Source organism: uncultured Martelella sp. (genome assembly GCF_963677965.2).
Lineage (GTDB): Bacteria > Pseudomonadota > Alphaproteobacteria > Rhizobiales > Rhizobiaceae > Martelella > Martelella mangrovi.
This window is the reverse complement of the sequence record NZ_CAXXFM010000001.1, coordinates 365,584-381,245: the sequence shown is the minus strand read 5'-3', so window position 1 is coordinate 381,245 and position 15,662 is coordinate 365,584. Positions and strand designations below refer to the sequence as shown.

At 59.2% G+C, this 15,662-nt stretch carries 19 protein-coding genes; 6 read left to right on the top strand and 13 right to left on the bottom strand.

The window, feature by feature from the left end; translation table 11 throughout:
• Positions 1–119 precede the first annotated feature (119 nt).
• Positions 120–449 carry a hypothetical protein gene (locus ACHZCU_RS02040; RefSeq protein WP_319517439.1) on the bottom strand — a complete coding sequence of 110 codons (330 nt, stop codon included), beginning with the start codon at positions 447–449 and terminating at the stop codon, positions 120–122.
• 143 nt (positions 450–592) lie between these two features.
• Entirely contained in the window at positions 593–928 is a 336-nt protein-coding gene (locus ACHZCU_RS02035) for a hypothetical protein (RefSeq protein ID WP_319517438.1), read from the bottom strand.
• Positions 929–1,164: 236 nt separating this feature from the next.
• On the opposite strand from ACHZCU_RS02035, the gene ACHZCU_RS02030 reads away from it, so the two are divergent.
• Positions 1,165–2,358 (top strand): winged helix-turn-helix domain-containing protein, encoded by a 1,194-nt coding sequence (locus tag ACHZCU_RS02030; RefSeq protein ID WP_319517437.1) that lies wholly within the window; start codon positions 1,165–1,167, stop codon positions 2,356–2,358.
• A 34-nt stretch (positions 2,359–2,392) separates the two neighbouring features.
• Here the strand turns inward: ACHZCU_RS02030 and aroC are convergent, their stop codons facing one another.
• The 3 genes from aroC to fabI form a co-directional block, all read right to left on the bottom strand.
• Positions 2,393–3,490, bottom strand: coding sequence for a chorismate synthase (gene aroC / locus ACHZCU_RS02025; protein WP_106310008.1), 1,098 nt, complete (start codon positions 3,488–3,490; stop codon positions 2,393–2,395).
• 61 nt (positions 3,491–3,551) lie between these two features.
• A complete protein-coding gene (locus tag ACHZCU_RS02020; protein WP_319517436.1) occupies positions 3,552–4,145 on the bottom strand; it encodes a histidine phosphatase family protein in 594 nt (197 codons plus the stop codon).
• 183 nt (positions 4,146–4,328) lie between these two features.
• A complete protein-coding gene (gene fabI / locus ACHZCU_RS02015) occupies positions 4,329–5,147 on the bottom strand; it encodes an enoyl-ACP reductase FabI (protein WP_319517435.1) in 819 nt (272 codons plus the stop codon).
• 258 nt (positions 5,148–5,405) lie between these two features.
• Here fabI and pdxH point away from each other — a divergent pair, with 258 nt between their 5' ends.
• Positions 5,406–6,026: a pyridoxamine 5'-phosphate oxidase gene (gene pdxH / locus ACHZCU_RS02010; RefSeq protein ID WP_319517434.1), complete on the top strand. Its 621-nt coding sequence runs from the start codon at positions 5,406–5,408 to the stop codon at positions 6,024–6,026.
• A 130-nt stretch (positions 6,027–6,156) separates the two neighbouring features.
• On the opposite strand, the gene ACHZCU_RS02005 is transcribed toward pdxH, so the two are convergent.
• Positions 6,157–6,588 (bottom strand): group III truncated hemoglobin, encoded by a 432-nt coding sequence (locus ACHZCU_RS02005; protein WP_319517433.1) that lies wholly within the window; start codon positions 6,586–6,588, stop codon positions 6,157–6,159.
• A gap of 359 nt (positions 6,589–6,947) precedes the next feature.
• On the opposite strand from ACHZCU_RS02005, the gene ACHZCU_RS02000 reads away from it, so the two are divergent.
• From ACHZCU_RS02000 to ACHZCU_RS01990, 3 genes are read left to right on the top strand one after another with little or no spacing between them, the layout of a single operon-like run.
• Positions 6,948–7,550 (top strand): superoxide dismutase, encoded by a 603-nt coding sequence (locus tag ACHZCU_RS02000; protein WP_319517432.1) that lies wholly within the window; start codon positions 6,948–6,950, stop codon positions 7,548–7,550.
• Between the two features lie 58 nt (positions 7,551–7,608).
• Entirely contained in the window at positions 7,609–7,950 is a 342-nt protein-coding gene (fdxA, locus tag ACHZCU_RS01995; protein ID WP_106310024.1) for a ferredoxin FdxA, read from the top strand.
• The gene (locus ACHZCU_RS01990) at positions 7,947–8,495 is read left to right on the top strand and encodes a flavin reductase family protein (RefSeq protein ID WP_319517431.1); all 549 of its coding nucleotides are present in this window, start codon (positions 7,947–7,949) and stop codon (positions 8,493–8,495) included. Before fdxA ends, ACHZCU_RS01990 begins: the two co-directional genes overlap by 4 nt.
• Before the next feature lie 21 nt (positions 8,496–8,516).
• Here ACHZCU_RS01990 and ACHZCU_RS01985 read toward each other — a convergent pair whose 3' ends face one another.
• The 4 genes from ACHZCU_RS01985 to ACHZCU_RS01970 form a co-directional block, all read right to left on the bottom strand.
• Entirely contained in the window at positions 8,517–8,843 is a 327-nt protein-coding gene (locus tag ACHZCU_RS01985; RefSeq protein ID WP_319517430.1) for a tetratricopeptide repeat protein, read from the bottom strand.
• Between the two features lie 20 nt (positions 8,844–8,863).
• Positions 8,864–9,463, bottom strand: a complete 600-nt coding sequence (locus ACHZCU_RS01980) for a metalloregulator ArsR/SmtB family transcription factor (protein WP_106310334.1) — start codon at positions 9,461–9,463, stop codon at positions 8,864–8,866.
• A gap of 1,025 nt (positions 9,464–10,488) precedes the next feature.
• On the bottom strand, positions 10,489–11,913 hold the full coding sequence (locus tag ACHZCU_RS01975; protein WP_319517429.1) for an ATP-binding protein: 1,425 nt from the start codon (positions 11,911–11,913) through the stop codon (positions 10,489–10,491).
• Complete coding sequence (locus ACHZCU_RS01970) at positions 11,910–12,632, bottom strand: response regulator (protein ID WP_319517428.1); 723 nt, start codon at positions 12,630–12,632, stop codon at positions 11,910–11,912. The genes ACHZCU_RS01975 and ACHZCU_RS01970 overlap by 4 nt, the downstream gene beginning before the upstream one ends.
• Positions 12,633–12,801: 169 nt before the next feature.
• Between ACHZCU_RS01970 and ACHZCU_RS01965 the strand changes: the two genes are divergently transcribed.
• Positions 12,802–13,317 (top strand): EF-hand domain-containing protein, encoded by a 516-nt coding sequence (locus ACHZCU_RS01965; RefSeq protein ID WP_181190831.1) that lies wholly within the window; start codon positions 12,802–12,804, stop codon positions 13,315–13,317.
• 85 nt (positions 13,318–13,402) lie between these two features.
• On the opposite strand, the gene ACHZCU_RS01960 is transcribed toward ACHZCU_RS01965, so the two are convergent.
• The 3 genes from ACHZCU_RS01960 to ACHZCU_RS01950 form a co-directional block, all read right to left on the bottom strand.
• Positions 13,403–14,242 carry a hypothetical protein gene (locus tag ACHZCU_RS01960; protein WP_319517427.1) on the bottom strand — a complete coding sequence of 280 codons (840 nt, stop codon included), beginning with the start codon at positions 14,240–14,242 and terminating at the stop codon, positions 13,403–13,405.
• Positions 14,243–14,362: 120 nt separating this feature from the next.
• Positions 14,363–14,839 carry a transcription elongation factor GreA gene (greA, locus tag ACHZCU_RS01955; protein WP_106310042.1) on the bottom strand — a complete coding sequence of 159 codons (477 nt, stop codon included), beginning with the start codon at positions 14,837–14,839 and terminating at the stop codon, positions 14,363–14,365.
• 362 nt (positions 14,840–15,201) lie between these two features.
• Complete coding sequence (locus ACHZCU_RS01950; RefSeq protein WP_319517426.1) at positions 15,202–15,630, bottom strand: SRPBCC domain-containing protein; 429 nt, start codon at positions 15,628–15,630, stop codon at positions 15,202–15,204.
• Between the last annotated feature and the right edge of the window lie 32 nt (positions 15,631–15,662).

Sequence of the window (15,662 nt, the reverse complement as noted above, 5' to 3'; positions counted from 1 at the left end):
AGGTCCTCGCCATGCTGCGCTGGCCGGCGCATTTTGCTGTGTCCTGTCGTTCCATTACGGGGCACGGCTAGCCGTTGTGGCCTGTTTCTGTTCGTATCCGTGGTCTACTGACTGAAAACTTACGGCACAACGACCATGGGGCTGTTGGGTGAGGACGCGCCTGGGCCGCCGTTCGATAAAATCGCAAACGCCCGCGCGTAGATATGATCACCTGCTGTGGCAAAGGATGTCGAGATCTGCCAACTGCCATCGCTGTTTACTGTGGTCAGCATCGGGTTCAACGTGTTGTTGCCCGTAGACTGATCGAAGACTTTTATTCCGACCGTTTCTCCGTCGGGAAGATTGCTGGTATCCTCCGTACCCTTGATGCAAAATCCGTTCGTTCCGAAAAACGTGACGGGTGTAATGCTCACGATGACGGGTGGGTTCGGGATAATCATATTTGTCATTGTCATGTCTCCTGTTTGGCTTGTCACCGTCGTCCGTACTTTCAGCAATCATTGGTTGTTTTGGTCGGGTGGAGTTATGGAAATGCTCTCGCTGATCGATACGACACTGGTGGCGGCGTGTGGGTTTGTGACGGCCTTGTTTTTCAATTCCGCTGCGGCACAACGACGGTGAGGCTGGGGTGCGAGGTGGCCCCTGGGCTGCCGTCTGGTCTGACCGTCAATGCCATGGCGTAGATCAGGTCGCCTGAATCGGCTGCAATAAGGATCTGCCAGCTACCGTCGCTGTTTGTCGTCGTCGGCCCTCCAACCACTGCACCGCCCGTACTCTGGTCGAAGATGTCGATTTTGACCGAATATCCGCTCGGAATATTGCTGATATCTTCTGTTCCCTTGACGAGAAAACCGGGAGTTCCGACGAAGGTCGTCGGTGTAATGCTCGTGATGACAGGTGAATTCGGAATAACGACTTGGCTTGTCATTGCTGTATCTCCTGTTTGGTTTGATGCAGTCTTTTGTATCAATTGCAATTTAAGGTTGCAATATATCTTGTTACGCTTTATTTGCGCGTCTTGTGCAAATTGACTGCCGTTGAGAACCGGCTTTCAGGGCGCATGATCTGTGTGGGCGGAAGCGCGGTTGAAATCGAACTGGACCCTGGCTGGTACTTAAATGCGTACTTGTTCTTATTTTGTCCGAATCGGACTACAGTCCGTCCATGACAAGATTCATCGAAAACGGGCAGGCGCGCCGTATCTTTCTTGCCCGGCAGGGGCTTGCGGGCTCACCGGCGCAGGCGATGGACAAGGCTGGCCTTCTGGCCCTGATCGAGAAGATCGGCTTTGTTCAGGTCGATTCGATCCGCACCGTCGAGCGGGCGCACGATCTCATTCTGTTTTCCCGCAACCAGACCTTTCGCCGCCATCACCTGACGGCACTTCTGGAAACGGACCGCGGCCTGTTCGAGCACTGGACCCATGACGCCTCGCTCATTCCCACGCGCTTCTATCCCTACTGGAAGCACCGCTTTGCCCGCGAGCGGGAACGCCTCGTCGAACGCTGGCGCAAATGGCAGGGGGAGGGCTTCGAAGCGGTTTTCGAAGAGACCTATGCCGCGGTCAGGGACAATGGCCCGCTTTTCTCCCGTGATCTCAAGGACGATGATCACGTCTCCGGCGGCTGGTGGAACTGGCATCCGGCCAAGACTGCGCTTGAATATCACTGGCGCACCGGTCGCATCGCCATCTGCCATCGGGTCAACTTCCAGAAGGCCTATGATCTTTCCGAGCGGGTGATCCCGGACGAACACCGCCTTGGCGAAGTCGATCATGACGCTTTCGTCGATTGGGCCTGCCGGGCCGCCCTCAAGCGGCTGGGCTTTGCGACCTCGGGCGAGATTGCCGCCTTCTTCGATATCGTCACGCCGCAGGAGGCAAGGACCTGGGTGGAGAATAACCGTGACCTGCTGGCGGAGGTTGCCCTCGAGACCGTGGATGCGGGAAAACCGCGCCAGGCCTTCGCGCTTGCCGAAGAGGTCGACACGCTCGCCGATGTGCCGGAGCCGCCATCACGCCTGCGGGTGTTGAGCCCGTTCGATCCGCTGTTGCGCGACCGGGCGCGGGCCGAACGGCTGTTCGGCTTTTCCTACCGGATCGAGGTGTTCGTGCCTGAGCCGAAACGGCAATATGGCTATTATGTCTTCCCGCTTCTGGAGGGCGCACGACTGATCGGCCGCATCGACATGAAAGCGGATCGCAAGCGTGGCACGCTTGATGTGCGCAAACTGTGGCTTGAGCCCGGCATGCGGCCGTCGAACGGGCGGCTGGAAAAGCTCGATGCCGAGTTGTCGCGGCTTGCCCGCTTCACCGGCGTGGAGCGGGTGGAATACCTGTCGGGGTGGCGCGACGTCTGACGCTTTGCGGTGCTGCCGGATGCTCCGGCAAATCTCAGTCCAGCCGGCCCGTCTGTCCGCGGTCGCGCAGATAGTGGTCGGCAATCGTGCAGGCCATCATGGCTTCGCCGATCGGCACGGCGCGGATACCGACGCAGGGGTCGTGACGGCCCTTGGTTCTCAATTCCACTTCCTGTCCGTCCTGGTCGATTGTCTGGCGCCGGGTGAGGATCGATGACGTCGGCTTGATGGCAAAGCGGGCGACAATCGGCTCGCCGGTCGAAATCCCGCCGAGAATGCCGCCGGCATGGTTTGACAGAAAGCGCGGGGTGCCGTCCTTGCCGATGCGCATTTCGTCGGCGTTTTCCTCACCGGTCAGTTCGGCAGCGCCGAAACCTTCGCCGATTTCTACGCCCTTGACCGCGTTGATCGACATCAGCCCGGAGGCGATATCCTGATCGAGTTTGGCATAGATCGGAGCGCCGAGACCGGCAGGCACGCCTTCGGCAATCACTTCCACCACCGCACCGACGGAGGAGCCGGCCTTGCGGATGTCGTCGAGGTAACGCTCCCAGATCGGCACCATTTCGGCATCGGGGCAGAACAACGGGTTGTTGTCGATTTCCGACCAGTCCCAGTTCTCCCGGTTGATCCTGTGCTTGCCGACCTGCACCAGCGCACCGCGGAAGGTGACATTCGGCAACAGCTTGCGGGCAATCGCGCCGGCGGCCACACGGGTTGCCGTTTCGCGCGCGGACGAGCGGCCGCCGCCGCGATAGTCGCGCAGACCGTATTTGACGTCATAGGTATAATCGGCATGGCCCGGGCGGTATTGCCGCGCGATCTCGCCGTAATCCTTGGAGCGCTGATCGGTATTCTCGATCATCAGCGAAATCGGCGTGCCGGTGGTGATGTAGCTGTCGCGCTCGCTTTGCGGCAGAACGCCGGAGAGCACCTTCACGGCATCCGCCTCGCGGCGCTGGGTGACGAAACGCGACTGGCCGGGCTTGCGGCGGTCGAGATATTTCTGGATCTCGGAGAGTTCGAATTCAATGCCGGGAGGGCAACCGTCAATCACGCAGCCGATGGCGGGCCCGTGGCTCTCGCCCCAGGTGGTGACGCGGAAAAGATGTCCGAATGTATTATGCGACATGAAATACCTCTGCCGTCGTTTCGCGGCTTCGCTCTATCGCAATTGAGGGCAGAGGGAAAGCCTACTCCATCCAGCCGATGGTTTTCGCCTCCGCATCGATGCGCAAAACGGCATCCTGCGGGATCGGAAGCTCGGCGGCTTCTTCGGTAGAAACACCGCCGACAAGGCGGAAAAGAGACCGGATCACGCCGCCATGGCAGACGCAGACGGTCGGGCCGACCACATCCTTCAGCCAGGCGCCGACGCGCCAGGATAGGATTTCATAGCTTTCCGCATCGTTGCCGGGCGGTACGAAAGCCCACTTGTCGTTTTCACGCTCATGCAGAAGTTCCGGGCTGAACCCGCCGACCTCTTTCAGCGTGCGTCCTTCCCAGTCGCCGAAGGAAAGCTCCTTAAGCCGGTCATCGGTGCGGTAGAGTTCGGGTGTCAGTCCCATGGCGGCGCGTGCCCGCTCCATGGTCTCGCGCGTGCGTGACAGCGGGCTTGCGACGAAATCGTAGTGGCGGGCTTCATTGCCGAGGATTTCGCCGAGTTTCGTGCCGTTCTTCTTCGCCTGGCCGCGTCCGGTCTCGTTGAGTGGAATGTCCTTCTGGCCCTGCAGCCGGTATTCGGCGTTCCAGTCGGTTTGCCCGTGGCGAATGGCGTAAATCAGCAATGTCTTTTACCGTTCAATTTTCGTTAAAGGATGATGCGAAAATTCAAAGCGTTAGAATGGTTTTGCACATGTTTTGAAATTTCTGCGCCCGCAAAAGCGGTGAGGACAGGGGAGAATCTATCGGCGGCGGGCGGAAAGCGCAAAGCAAAACGGCGCGGGATGAGGTCCGCGCCGTCTGGAAGATCAGTCTTTCACGACCGAAATATCGGGGGCATCGACGGCCTTCATGCCAACGACATGATAGCCGGAATCGGCATGCAGAACCTCGCCGGTCACCGAGGTCGAAAGGTCGGAAAGCAGGAACAGCGCGGTGTTGCCGACCTCGTCGATGGTGACATTGCGCTTGAGCGGCGAATTGTATTCGTTCCACTTCAGGATGTAGCGGAAATCGCCGATGGCGGACCCGGCAAGCGTCTTGATCGGGCCGGCCGAAACGGCGTTGACGCGGATGCCGCGATTGCCGAGATCGACGGCCATGTAGCGGACGCTGGCTTCCAGCGCGGCCTTGGCAACACCCATGACATTATAATGCGGCATCACCTTTTCCGCACCGTAATAGGTCAGCGTGATCATCGATCCGCCTTCATTCATGATCTGTTCGGCGCGCCGGGCAATGGCGGTGAAGGAATAGACCGAAATATCCATGGATTTCGTGAAATTCTCGCGCGACGTGTCGAGATAGCGGCCGGTCAGTTCGTCCTTGTCGGAAAAGGCAATCGCATGCACGACAAAGTCGATCTTGCCCCATTCCCGCTCGAGGGTTTTGAACACGTCTTCGACGCTGTCCGGGTCGGTCACATCGCAATGGCCGGCCATCAGCGCGTTCAGTTCCTGAGCCAGCGGTTCGACCCGTTTTTTCAGGTTGTCGCCCTGCCAGGTCAGCGCGATCTCGGCGCCTGCTTCATGACACGCTTTGGCAATGCCCCATGCGATCGATCGGTTGTTGGCAACACCGAGAATAATGCCGCGTTTGCCTTTCATGAGGCCGTTTGCTTCAGCCATGTGTCGATGCTCCTTGCAACTCTCTTCGTTTCTGCCTATGGCATAGGCAGCAATGCGGTTCAAGCAATCAGAACCGTGTCGAACCCGCTTTAGCTTCCGAAAAGGTTATTGCCAAGCCCTTGCAAAATTCGCCGCCACCCGCTGGCGGGTGCCCGGAATGCCTTTTGAGGCAGCAGGACGGCAAATGACATGGTTTCGGTCTCGGGCGGGCATGCGCAATGAAATGCACCGGCCCGGTGCAATGCGGGAGACCAGATCATGTCCCAGTCAGACGAAACCTCCAACGACTTTACAGCGGAAAACGATCCCTTCGCGCTCTTCGGCAAGTGGCTGAAGGATGCCGATGCGAGCGAGCCGAATGACCCCAACGCGGCCTCGATTGCCACCGTTGACGAGGATGGCCTGCCGAATGTGCGCATGCTGCTGGTAAAGGAAGTCGATGTGAACGGCTTCGTGTTCTATACCAATTTCGAAAGCCAGAAGGGCAGGGAGCTTATCGCCCAGCCAAAGGCGGCGATGTGCTTTCACTGGAAATCGCTGCGCCGCCAGGTGCGTGTGCGCGGCCCGGTCGAGGTGGTTTCCGATGCCGAAGCCGATGCCTATTTTCAGTCGCGCCCGCGCGGCAGCCGCATCGGCGCCTGGGCCTCGAAGCAGTCCCGCCCACTGGAAAGCCGGTTCGCGCTGGAAAAGGCCGTTGCTCAGAAGACCGCCAAATATGGCGTCGGCGAAGTGCCGCGGCCGCCCTACTGGTCCGGTTTCCGGCTGAAGCCGCTTTCAATTGAGTTCTGGCACGACGGCAAATTCAGACTGCACGACCGTATCGAATTCCGTCGGTCGAAGCCCGAGGGTGGCTGGCACAAGGTCAGGATGTACCCCTGAAGCCGGCCTGTCGTTGAGCGCGGGCCTGCTTTTCAAGCCATAGGCGATTTCGAGGGCTTTGGGGCGGAAAATAGGACTTGCGCTGATCCTCGGACGCCTGAAGTCGAACGGCGCAGGCGGATGCCTGCGCTCATGCCCCCAGCGGCTTCAACTCCACCAGATTCTGTCCACGCTGCATGGCGATGTTGATGCGCATGGCGTTGGCGATTTTCTGGGCTCTTTCGGTGAAGCGGAGCGCGGTTTCGGGCGTGCAGTGCTGCTGCGCCGTCTCGCTGAAGAGTTTCAGCCAGCGCAGGAAGTGCTCATCGGAAAGTTCCGGGATCGCCAGATGTTTGGGCATCGGCTTGCCATGATAGCGCTGGGTCTTCAGGAATACCGAACTCCAGAAATCGGTAATCGTGTCGATATGCGCGGCCCATTTTTCATCCGGCACGACACGTTTGAAGATCGGGCCGAGAAGCTCGTCCTCGCGTGCCTTGGCATAAAACTCGGTCACGACGACGCGGATCAGGTCTTCGGTGACGACATCGTCTTTCGGGGTGTTTTCGGGAGTTTCTGACATCGCTTCTGTTCCATTTTCCTGATGCGCCTGCTTCAGTCGGTGTCCTGCCGGACCGAAGCTGCGCATCCGATGTGTTCAACGCGTTAATCATGGCCAGCGTCCGGCAAGGCGCGGGTTGTCGCCTCGACGTCCGCTCAAGACTGAGGGGGAGGCCGACTGGCCGGGGCGTGAACGCATTCATCTCGCTTCGCGCCACGCGAGCCTGACACACTGCTCTCAGCGCTCCGTCAGTCGTCTGTCCTGTGATCGCCGATTAATTTTCCAAGTCTTTTCTTGACATATTCAGCCGCATGATTTTCAAAGGCATTGCTTGTTAATTAAACCGGCGCGCTCCGGCGCGCAACCACGGGAGAAACAAAATGGCTTTTGAACTGCCCGCCCTGCCTTATGCCCATTCCGCCCTTGCCGAACGCGGCATGGGACAGGAAACGCTGGAACTGCATCACGGCAAGCACCACCAGACCTATGTGACGACGCTGAACGGCTTCGTTGAGAAGAATGCCGACCTTCAGGGCAAGTCGCTTGAAGAAATCATCGCCTTTTCCAAGGACAAGGCCGATCTTGCGCCGGTCTTCAACAATGCCGGCCAGCACTGGAACCACCTGCATTTCTGGAATGCGCTTTCGCCGAATGGCGGCGGTATTCCCGGCCGTCTGGAAGCCAAGATCGTCGAGGATTTCGGTTCCGTCGACGCGTTCAAGGACGCCTTCAAGGCCGCTGCCGTCGGCCAGTTCGGCTCCGGCTGGGCCTGGCTGGTTCTCGGCGAAGACGGCAAGCTGAAGACCGCGAAGACTCCGAACGGTTCCAACCCGCTGGCCACCGGCGAGGGCAAGGTGCTGCTCGGTCTCGATGTGTGGGAGCATTCCTACTATCTCGACTTCCGCAATCGTCGTCCCGACTATGTCGGCAATTTCCTCGACAAGCTCGCCAACTACGAATTCGCCGAAGCCAACCTCGGCTGATGAAAAGGACGGATGCCTTGCGTCTCAAAGGCGCAGGGCGCCCGCCAGCAGTGATCTCATGACCTATGTCGTTACCGAAGACTGTATCGCCTGCAAGCATATGGACTGTGTGGAAGTCTGTCCCGTGGACTGTTTCTACGAGGGCGAGAACTTTCTCGTCATCCATCCCGATGAATGTATCGATTGCGGCGTGTGCGAACCCGAATGTCCGGTGGAAGCGATCATTCCCGATGTCGATGGACCCGACCTCGATTTCTGGATCGAACTGAACCGGAAATATGCCGAAGTCTGGCCGAATATCATCGTCAAGGGCACGCCGCCGGACAATGCCAAGGAAATGGAAGGCGTGCCGAACAAATACCGGGACCTGTTTTCCGAAAAGCCGGGAGACGGATCATGACGGTCGATGCCTTTGCCGCAAACGGCGCTTCCCGGCCGATGCCGCTTGCCGAGCCGGCCCGTCCGTCAATCGATCCACGCGACTTCCGCGATGCGATGGCCTCGCTTGCCGCAACCGTCTGCATCGTGGGGGCAGCCTCTGAGGGGGAGCGGGCCGGTCGTACCGCGACCGCCGTTTTCTCCCTCAGCGGTTCGCCGCCCTCCATTCTGGTGTCGATCGACACCAGTGCGCATCTGACCACGCTGATCGGACGCGAGGGCAGGTTTTCGCTCGCCATGCTCGCCGGTACGCAATGGACCGTGGCGGATGCCTTTGCCGGACGCATTGCGCCCGCTCATCGGTTCAAATGCGGCACCTGGTCAGCCTGGTCTTCCGGCAACCCCAAGCTTGAAGGGGCCATGGTGGCGCTTGATTGCGAGGTGATCGGCCGGATTGATACCGGCACGCACACGCTCTTTGCCGGCGGCATTGTCGATATCGCGCGCGAGGAGAGGGCGTCGCCGCTGATCTGGCATGATCGTGGCTACAAGGCGGTCTCCGGCTAGGGCGCTTCTGTTCGAAACGCTCTAGGACTTCGCCTTTGAAAGCTTGCGGTGCAGAACCTGCATCTGACGTGCTGCCTGAAGGTCACCCTTGCGGGTGGCGACTTCCGCACCCTTTTCGAATGTATCGACAGCCTTTCCGGTCTCGCCCTTGCGCTGATAGGCGCGGCCGAGGGCAGCATAGGCAGCGGAATAATCCGGGTCGAGTTCGATTGCGCGCAGAAGATGGGCGATGGCATCGTCAAACCGGTCTTCGGCGAAGACGATGCGACCAAGGGTCAGCCGACAGAGCGCATTGTCTCTGCCTGCGGCGACCTGCTTTTCAAGTGCCTGACGTATTCCGGGCGGCATGCAGCTCTCCCTCATTCTGGTCATTGCGTTTCGCTCAGCACATAGGTGCAGCGCCTGCCGCCATTGACGATATGTTCATCCCGCCGGATCTCGACGGAGGGGCCGAGAAGCATGCGGAAAATCGCCATTTCCGAGCGACAGAAGCCCTGACAGGCCGTTGCCGCCGCGCAGATCGGACAATGATGTTCGACAAACCGCACCGTTCCGTCCTCCTGTTCCGACCAATCGGCCATATAGCCTTCCGCCGAGCGCAATTCGCTCAGGACCTCGACCTTTTCGTTGAGGCTCCGGCAACCGGCCATTGCGGCGGCGTAGACGTTTCCGGTGCGCCGTTCGCGTGCGGCAATCACCGTGTTCAGCGCCTGTTCTCCAAGCTCGGAGCGGATGCTGTCGAGTAATTCGACGGTCAGTGTTGCATGAGTGTCGGGAAAGCGTGTCTGGCCGGCCTCGGTCAGGCTCCATTCCTGGCGCGGGCGGCCGACGCCGGAACGCTGGCTGGTTGCGACAACGAGGCCGCTTTCGCCAAGCCGCATCAATTGCTGCCGCGCAGCTTCGCCGGTTGTGCCCAGGCGTTTTCCAAGGTCGGCTGCCGTCAGCGGACCATGCATCTTCAGCTGCATCAAGATGCGGTCGCTGGTTCGGTGGAACCCACGCTCGGCGCGCTCAGCATTACTGTCGCTGCTGTGGAGTATTTCGGTGTCGCGTGCCATGCTCTGCCGGTGTTTTGTCCTGCCTTGCAACATATAACGATCACGTCTTTTCAAAGCAATAGCTTTGTAAATGGCGTGGGTCGTTATGCCACTGTTGTTCGGGGCGAACCGATGCGGCCGGACACGGAAAGCCCGTTTTCAGCACCGTTGTCAATGTCCGTCGTGAAGCAGTGCACGGCTGGCGGCAGATCCTCAGGCTACTCACCGTGCACGAGGTGGCCGCAAGGATATTGGCCCGTCTCCGGGCGACCGTCAGAGATGTCCCCTATAGGCCGGATGAACAACGGACATTCAGCGTGCGGACGGAAAATGCGGTGTTCGCCGGCTCCCGATCAGGAAATCACTGCCACAACAATCGCTACGAGTGCGATCACAAGAGCTACGACCAGGAGAAGCCACAATTGAAGACGGTTGTATATCGGTGTCGGTTGATGGCAACTCGAACAAATTGAGCGCCTGAACCGCAAATTATGTCCACAATAGGTGCAATGAAAAAGCCGCATTGTAATATCTCTATATTTTTACCGAATTTCTAATCTGAAAATATGTCTCGAAATAATCAAATTGCGCTTACATAAGAGGATTCGTATCCATAAAAATTTGTTTTCAAATTTCTTGTATCGGATTTCTTACGTATGCGTAATTTCTTAATCCATAGCCCAGCACAGTTGTCAATTTTTCTTACATCCTGGCGCTGGAATTTTCAGAATTTCAAAGTTCGTTGTTGCCTACACGGGTGTCGTACTCGTCGTTTTTTTTGTAAGTTTTTACTTTCCTATTGTGATCGCGCTAACAAAATCAAGTTATGTTTGATAATTATCAGCTGCTAGGTGAGACTTTTTTTGGTATTATCAACTAATGGTTGATACCTTAATGAAGGTCTTTCACTGGAAGCGCCATTTGTGAGTCTTCTTCCCGACGGGAGAAGTCGGCTTTTACGCCGGCTTTTCCAGCGGCAGAGTGACCGTCACCCTCAATCCATTTCCAGCGGGGCGGTTTTCCAGTGCAATGCTTCCGCCATGGGCCAGTATGATGGTGCGGGCAATCGAGAGGCCAAGTCCGACACCGCCGGTTTCGCGTGATCGGGAGGTTTCAAGCCGTACGAAGGGTTCGAAGACCCGGTGCATCTCGTCTTCGGGAATGCCCGGTCCCTCATCCTCGATCAGGATGGTTGCCGATCCCGCCTGTGTCGAGGCTGAGATATTGGCGCGGTGTCCGTATCGCACGGCGTTTTCAATGAGGTTGCGGATGGCGCGCCGCATCGAGACGGACCGTAGCCTGAGGTTCGCATCTTCGATGCGGTTGACGGTGATATCATTGCCGGCATCGTGCAGCTCTTCGACGAGATCGTTGAGAAAGGTCTGCAGATCTATGGTTTCGACCGGCTCGCTCAAGGCCATGCCGCGCGAGAATGACAGTGTGGCTTCGACCATTTCCTGCATCTCGACGATCGTCGCAATCATGCGGTCGCGGGTTTCGTCGTCATCGACCATCTCCGCGCGCACCCGAAGCGCCGTCAGCGGCGAGCGCAGGTCATGGCCAAGCGCACCCAGCAATTGCGTGCGTTCGCGCACAAAGCGGTCGAGCCGCGCCTGCATTTCGTTGAAGGAGGTGGCCAGTTGCCGCATCTCTTCCGGTCCTTTGGGGGCAATCGGTTCGATATCCTCACCCCGGCCCAGCCGGTCGGCAGCGGTGCCGAGGGTGCGCAGCGGGCCGATCAGCCTCGAAAGCGCGACCCAGAGAACGGCGGCCAGCAACCCAGCCGTAATGGCAAAGGGAAGCGCTTCCGACCAGACCCACTGGTAAGGCGGATCGCGGAAACGGGAGGTGACATTGAGCCAGCTTCCGTCATCAAGCGCAATCGAGAGATCGAGTTTGACGGCGCTGACCGGCGGCTGTTGCGGCGACTGCGGCCGCATCTGGCCCATATGGTGCATACCGCCCGGGCCGAAACCGGGGGCTGGTCCCGGTGGTGGACGCGGTCCATTCTGGTCGGTGCGCAGATCAACACGGATGGTTCGCGGATCGTCACTCGATAACACCGTGCGGATCCGGCGCTCGATCCAGCTTGGCGCCCGGCCGGTGGTGCTGGTAACGGATGGCGTTTCGCTCACGGTGAACTGAACGAGAGACGAACTGGCAGCCTGCAGGATTTCTGGTCTGAGGGCCGCCGGCGCGTCTTCGAGAAGACGGGCGGTGCTGCCGGCGCGGTCGGCCGCTTCGATTGCGAGTGCGGAGCGGACGGCAAGCGCGCGCTGATCGACGAAAAGCCACAGCGTCAGGGCCTGGGCGAGAGCGAGAGCCAGAACAATGAGCGCGATGATCTGGCCGCGCAGGGTGCGGGGAAGCAGGCGTCTCATAATACATGCTCCACATCGCAGGCCAGGCTGTAGCCGCCGCCGCGCACCGTCACGATGATCTCCGGTGTTGCGGGGTCGCGTTCGATCTTGCGGCGCAGACGGCTGATCTGGTTGTCGATGGTGCGATCGAAGACATGGGCGCTGCGCCCGGATGTCGCCTCCAGCAGCTGTTCGCGGCTCAGCACGAAGCGCGGACGGGACAAAAGCACGGTCAGAAGCCGGAAGTCGGCCGTTGTCAGTATTTCTTCCTTGCCGTCATCGGATGTCAGGCGCCGTGTGTCGGTGTCGAGCGTCCAGCCCGCAAAACGGAGCCTGTCGCCTGCCGGTGCGCCGACAAGGTGGGGCTGGCGCTCCGAACGGCGCAGGATTGCACGGATACGTGCCAGAAGCTCACGCGGGTTGAAGGGTTTCGGCAGGTAATCGTCGGCGCCGACTTCAAGGCCGATGATCCGGTCTGTCTCCTCGCCCAGCGCCGTCAGCATCAGGATCGGCACCTGGCCCTGCGCACTCAGGCGGCGGCAGACGGAAATGCCGTCCTCGCCCGGCATCATCACGTCCAGAACGATCAGGTCGAAGCTTCCGCCGCGCAGCTTTTCGTCCATCTCCGCAGCATCACGCACGGCGGTTGCCCGGTAGCCGTTCCGCTCCAGATAGCTACGCACCGCATCGCGGATTTCCCGGTGATCGTCGACGATCAGGATGTGGGGTTCCTTGGTCATGGCCTCATATTATCTCAGTCGAAGGCATGGATGCGCAAAACTGTGTCACGTTTTGTATCAGGCAGAGGGGGCTGCGACCAATGGATACAATTGAACGCGATACCGGCATCGTGCTGCGACAGTGATGCATCAGATTGGGGACATCGACGAACCGAAAAGGAGCGATGTCATGAAACGCAGAACGATATTTGCAGCAGGACTGGTTGCAGCACTCATGGGTGCCGCCGCTACACCGGCATTCTCGGCCGGGCCGGATGGCGCATGGGGCGGTCGCGGCCAGGGTGCCCGACAGATGATCGGCGACTGCAACGGTCCCCACGGTGCCGCAATGGGCCAGCGGGGCTGGAATAACATGCGCGGTCATCACGGCGGCGCTTATGGCGGTGGCTACGGCCCGGGCATGATGAATGACCGGCAGGGCGGACCACAGGGCAATTTCGGCCCCGGCTTTATGCGCGGCCCCGGCAATGATCAGCGCGGTTATGGTCCCGGAATGATGGGAGATCTGGGCGCCTATGACAGCAATGACGACGGCTTTCTCTCGCTTGACGAGTTCGAGGCCTTTCACGCCGAGGCCGGACGCCCGATGATGGAGCGCCAATTCCGCTATTTCGACAGCGATGGCGACGGCCGGGTTGCGATTTCCGAACTCCCGGCTCCCGGCAGCCGCAGCCCGAACAACTGATCCGTTTTTCTAACGAAATGAGCGGGTGGCGGAGCAATCCGGCACCCGCACTCCTGCTGTTGCCATCATCGTGTCTTCCGCGCCGTTACAGCGCCGTCTTTTCATCATCCTCAGGCCGTTCAAGCCGGTCATGCTCGAACAGGCCCGGATAGGTAACGCCCACCTTGGCCTTGAGCCCGCACCACCAGTAACGGTTTGCCGGACAGTTGATCGGATGTTCCAGATCGGGCATGCCGTTGACCCGTTTCTTGCCGGGGTTTTGACGTGCGAATGTCATCAGCGGCCCGAGAAAGAAGGAGCGCCGTGTCAGGAACGGGCGGTTTGACCAACTGATACAGTCGGACCGTGTAAGATAGAGTTCATCTTCGAGCTTGCGGATAAAGCGATTGCCGTTTGCAGTCGTGTCCGGCAGCGCTAAAGAGCCATGCACGCGCATTCGCGCGGCGCGCGGCCACACGTGACCGCGCAGGTTTTTCCGGAGCGGGTCGTCGGATCGCCAATAGCGCAGAAAGCGGTCTGACAGGTGGGTGGGGCGCATGGAAAGCTGAAACGCCGTCATCTCATGCTGATCGAACAGGATCAGCGCGCGTTTCAGAAGGTCGCGCGCATTGTCCTGTTCGACAAACATGTTGTCGCTTTCAACAATCAGGATACGCTCACTCTCAAGACATTCCGCGCAATGGGCAAGCCCTTCCTGAATGCCGAGATTGGTCTTTGTCGGGACGGGATCGAACCCGAATTTCCGGGCGATGTCCATTTCCTCCGGATCGCCTTCCTGACAGACGACCTTGCGTTCTGCAAACAAGTCGCTGACAGGGGCAAGGGAACGCAGTGTGCGTTCCAGCGTCTTTGGCGATTTCCATGTCAGAATGGAAAGACCGACATCGGGAAGGCGGTCTTCCTGCATGTCCGAAGAAAACGGCATTGGTTCGGCGTCCCGGTGCACTGCGTTCAGGTCGGATTGGCGGGGCAATCTGTCAGGGAGAAAGGTGCATAACGGATTGTCCGCGCACCTTGATCCCCTTTTGTTGCCCGCCTGACAGTTTTATCGCCAGATCACTTCGAGGACTTCATATGCACGGGCGCCGCCCGGTGCATTGACCTCGATGCTGTCGCCGACTTCCTTGCCGATCAGTGCGCGGGAGATTGGTGAGGAGACCGAAATCTTGCCGGCTTTCACATCGGCTTCCAGGTCGCCGACGATCTGGTAGACCTTCTCCTCTTCCGTTTCCTCGTCCACCAGCTTCACGGTCGCGCCGAAGCGAACCTTGTCGCCCGTCATCTTGGCCGGATCGACGACTTCGGCGCGCGTGGTCACGTCCTCAAGCTCGCTGATGCGGCCCTCATTGTAGCTCTGGGCTTCCTTGGCGGCGTGATATTCGGCATTTTCGGAAAGGTCGCCATGGGCGCGCGCTTCGGAAATCGCCTGAATGATGCGCGGACGTTCCTCCTGCTGGCGCCAGCGAAGCTCTTCCTTCAGCTTGTCGGAACCGGCCTTGGTCATCGGTACTTTTTCGACCATATTCTTGTCCTTTGGTCATTTGCGAAGCGGCGGCCGGGGCCGCCCGCCTGGGGCCGCTTTGCGCCGCCGCTTCTCGTGTTCCTGTAATTTATGCGTGAAACAAGCAGCCTCCCACTTAGGTAGTCCCCAGCTGCGTTGCCACATAAAAAGAAACAGGTTCCGAAGCATTAACTCCGGAACCAGTTTCAAACCTGACGCGCTTTATAGCAGAAGCCGCCACGTCATTTCCAGATAAATCGGCAAGGCGGCGGGGCTACAAAACGCCGTGGCCGTGAAAGGGGCAGCTCCGTCAGGGCATCGAAGCCGCCTGTCGCTCACGTGTTAAGCACAACGGGGCAGGGACCGGGTTTCCACCCGCCGCCTTATTTCAAAGCGGCTTCAAGCCGGTCGAAATACTGTTCGTTCGCAGCCCGGAAAAGATGCCAGATCGCCTCGGTTTCCTCCGTCTTGTCGTAGAGCGTGCACCAGGTAAGGCGCGCGCCGTCGGCATCATCGGCAAAGGTCATTTCCAGCGTGAAGACGTGGACCGGCTCGTGATGAACGGCGCGGATGAAGCGACCGTCGACGATCTCGTCAAAGCGCCAGCGGTTGTGAAAGTCGGTCCCGTTCGAGGCCGTCATGGTGACAAGCCAATGGCCGCCGGGCGCAAGATCGAAGGCTGTAATACGGTTGGTGAAGCCATGCGGTCCCCACCAGCGTTCCAGCATGGCCGGATCGGCAAAGGCGGCATAGAGCGTCTGCCGGTCGACGGCGAAGACGCGTTCATTGGTGATTTCGATCTTGTCGGTCATCTGTTTCCTGCTTGGCCGGGGATCGTAAAAGA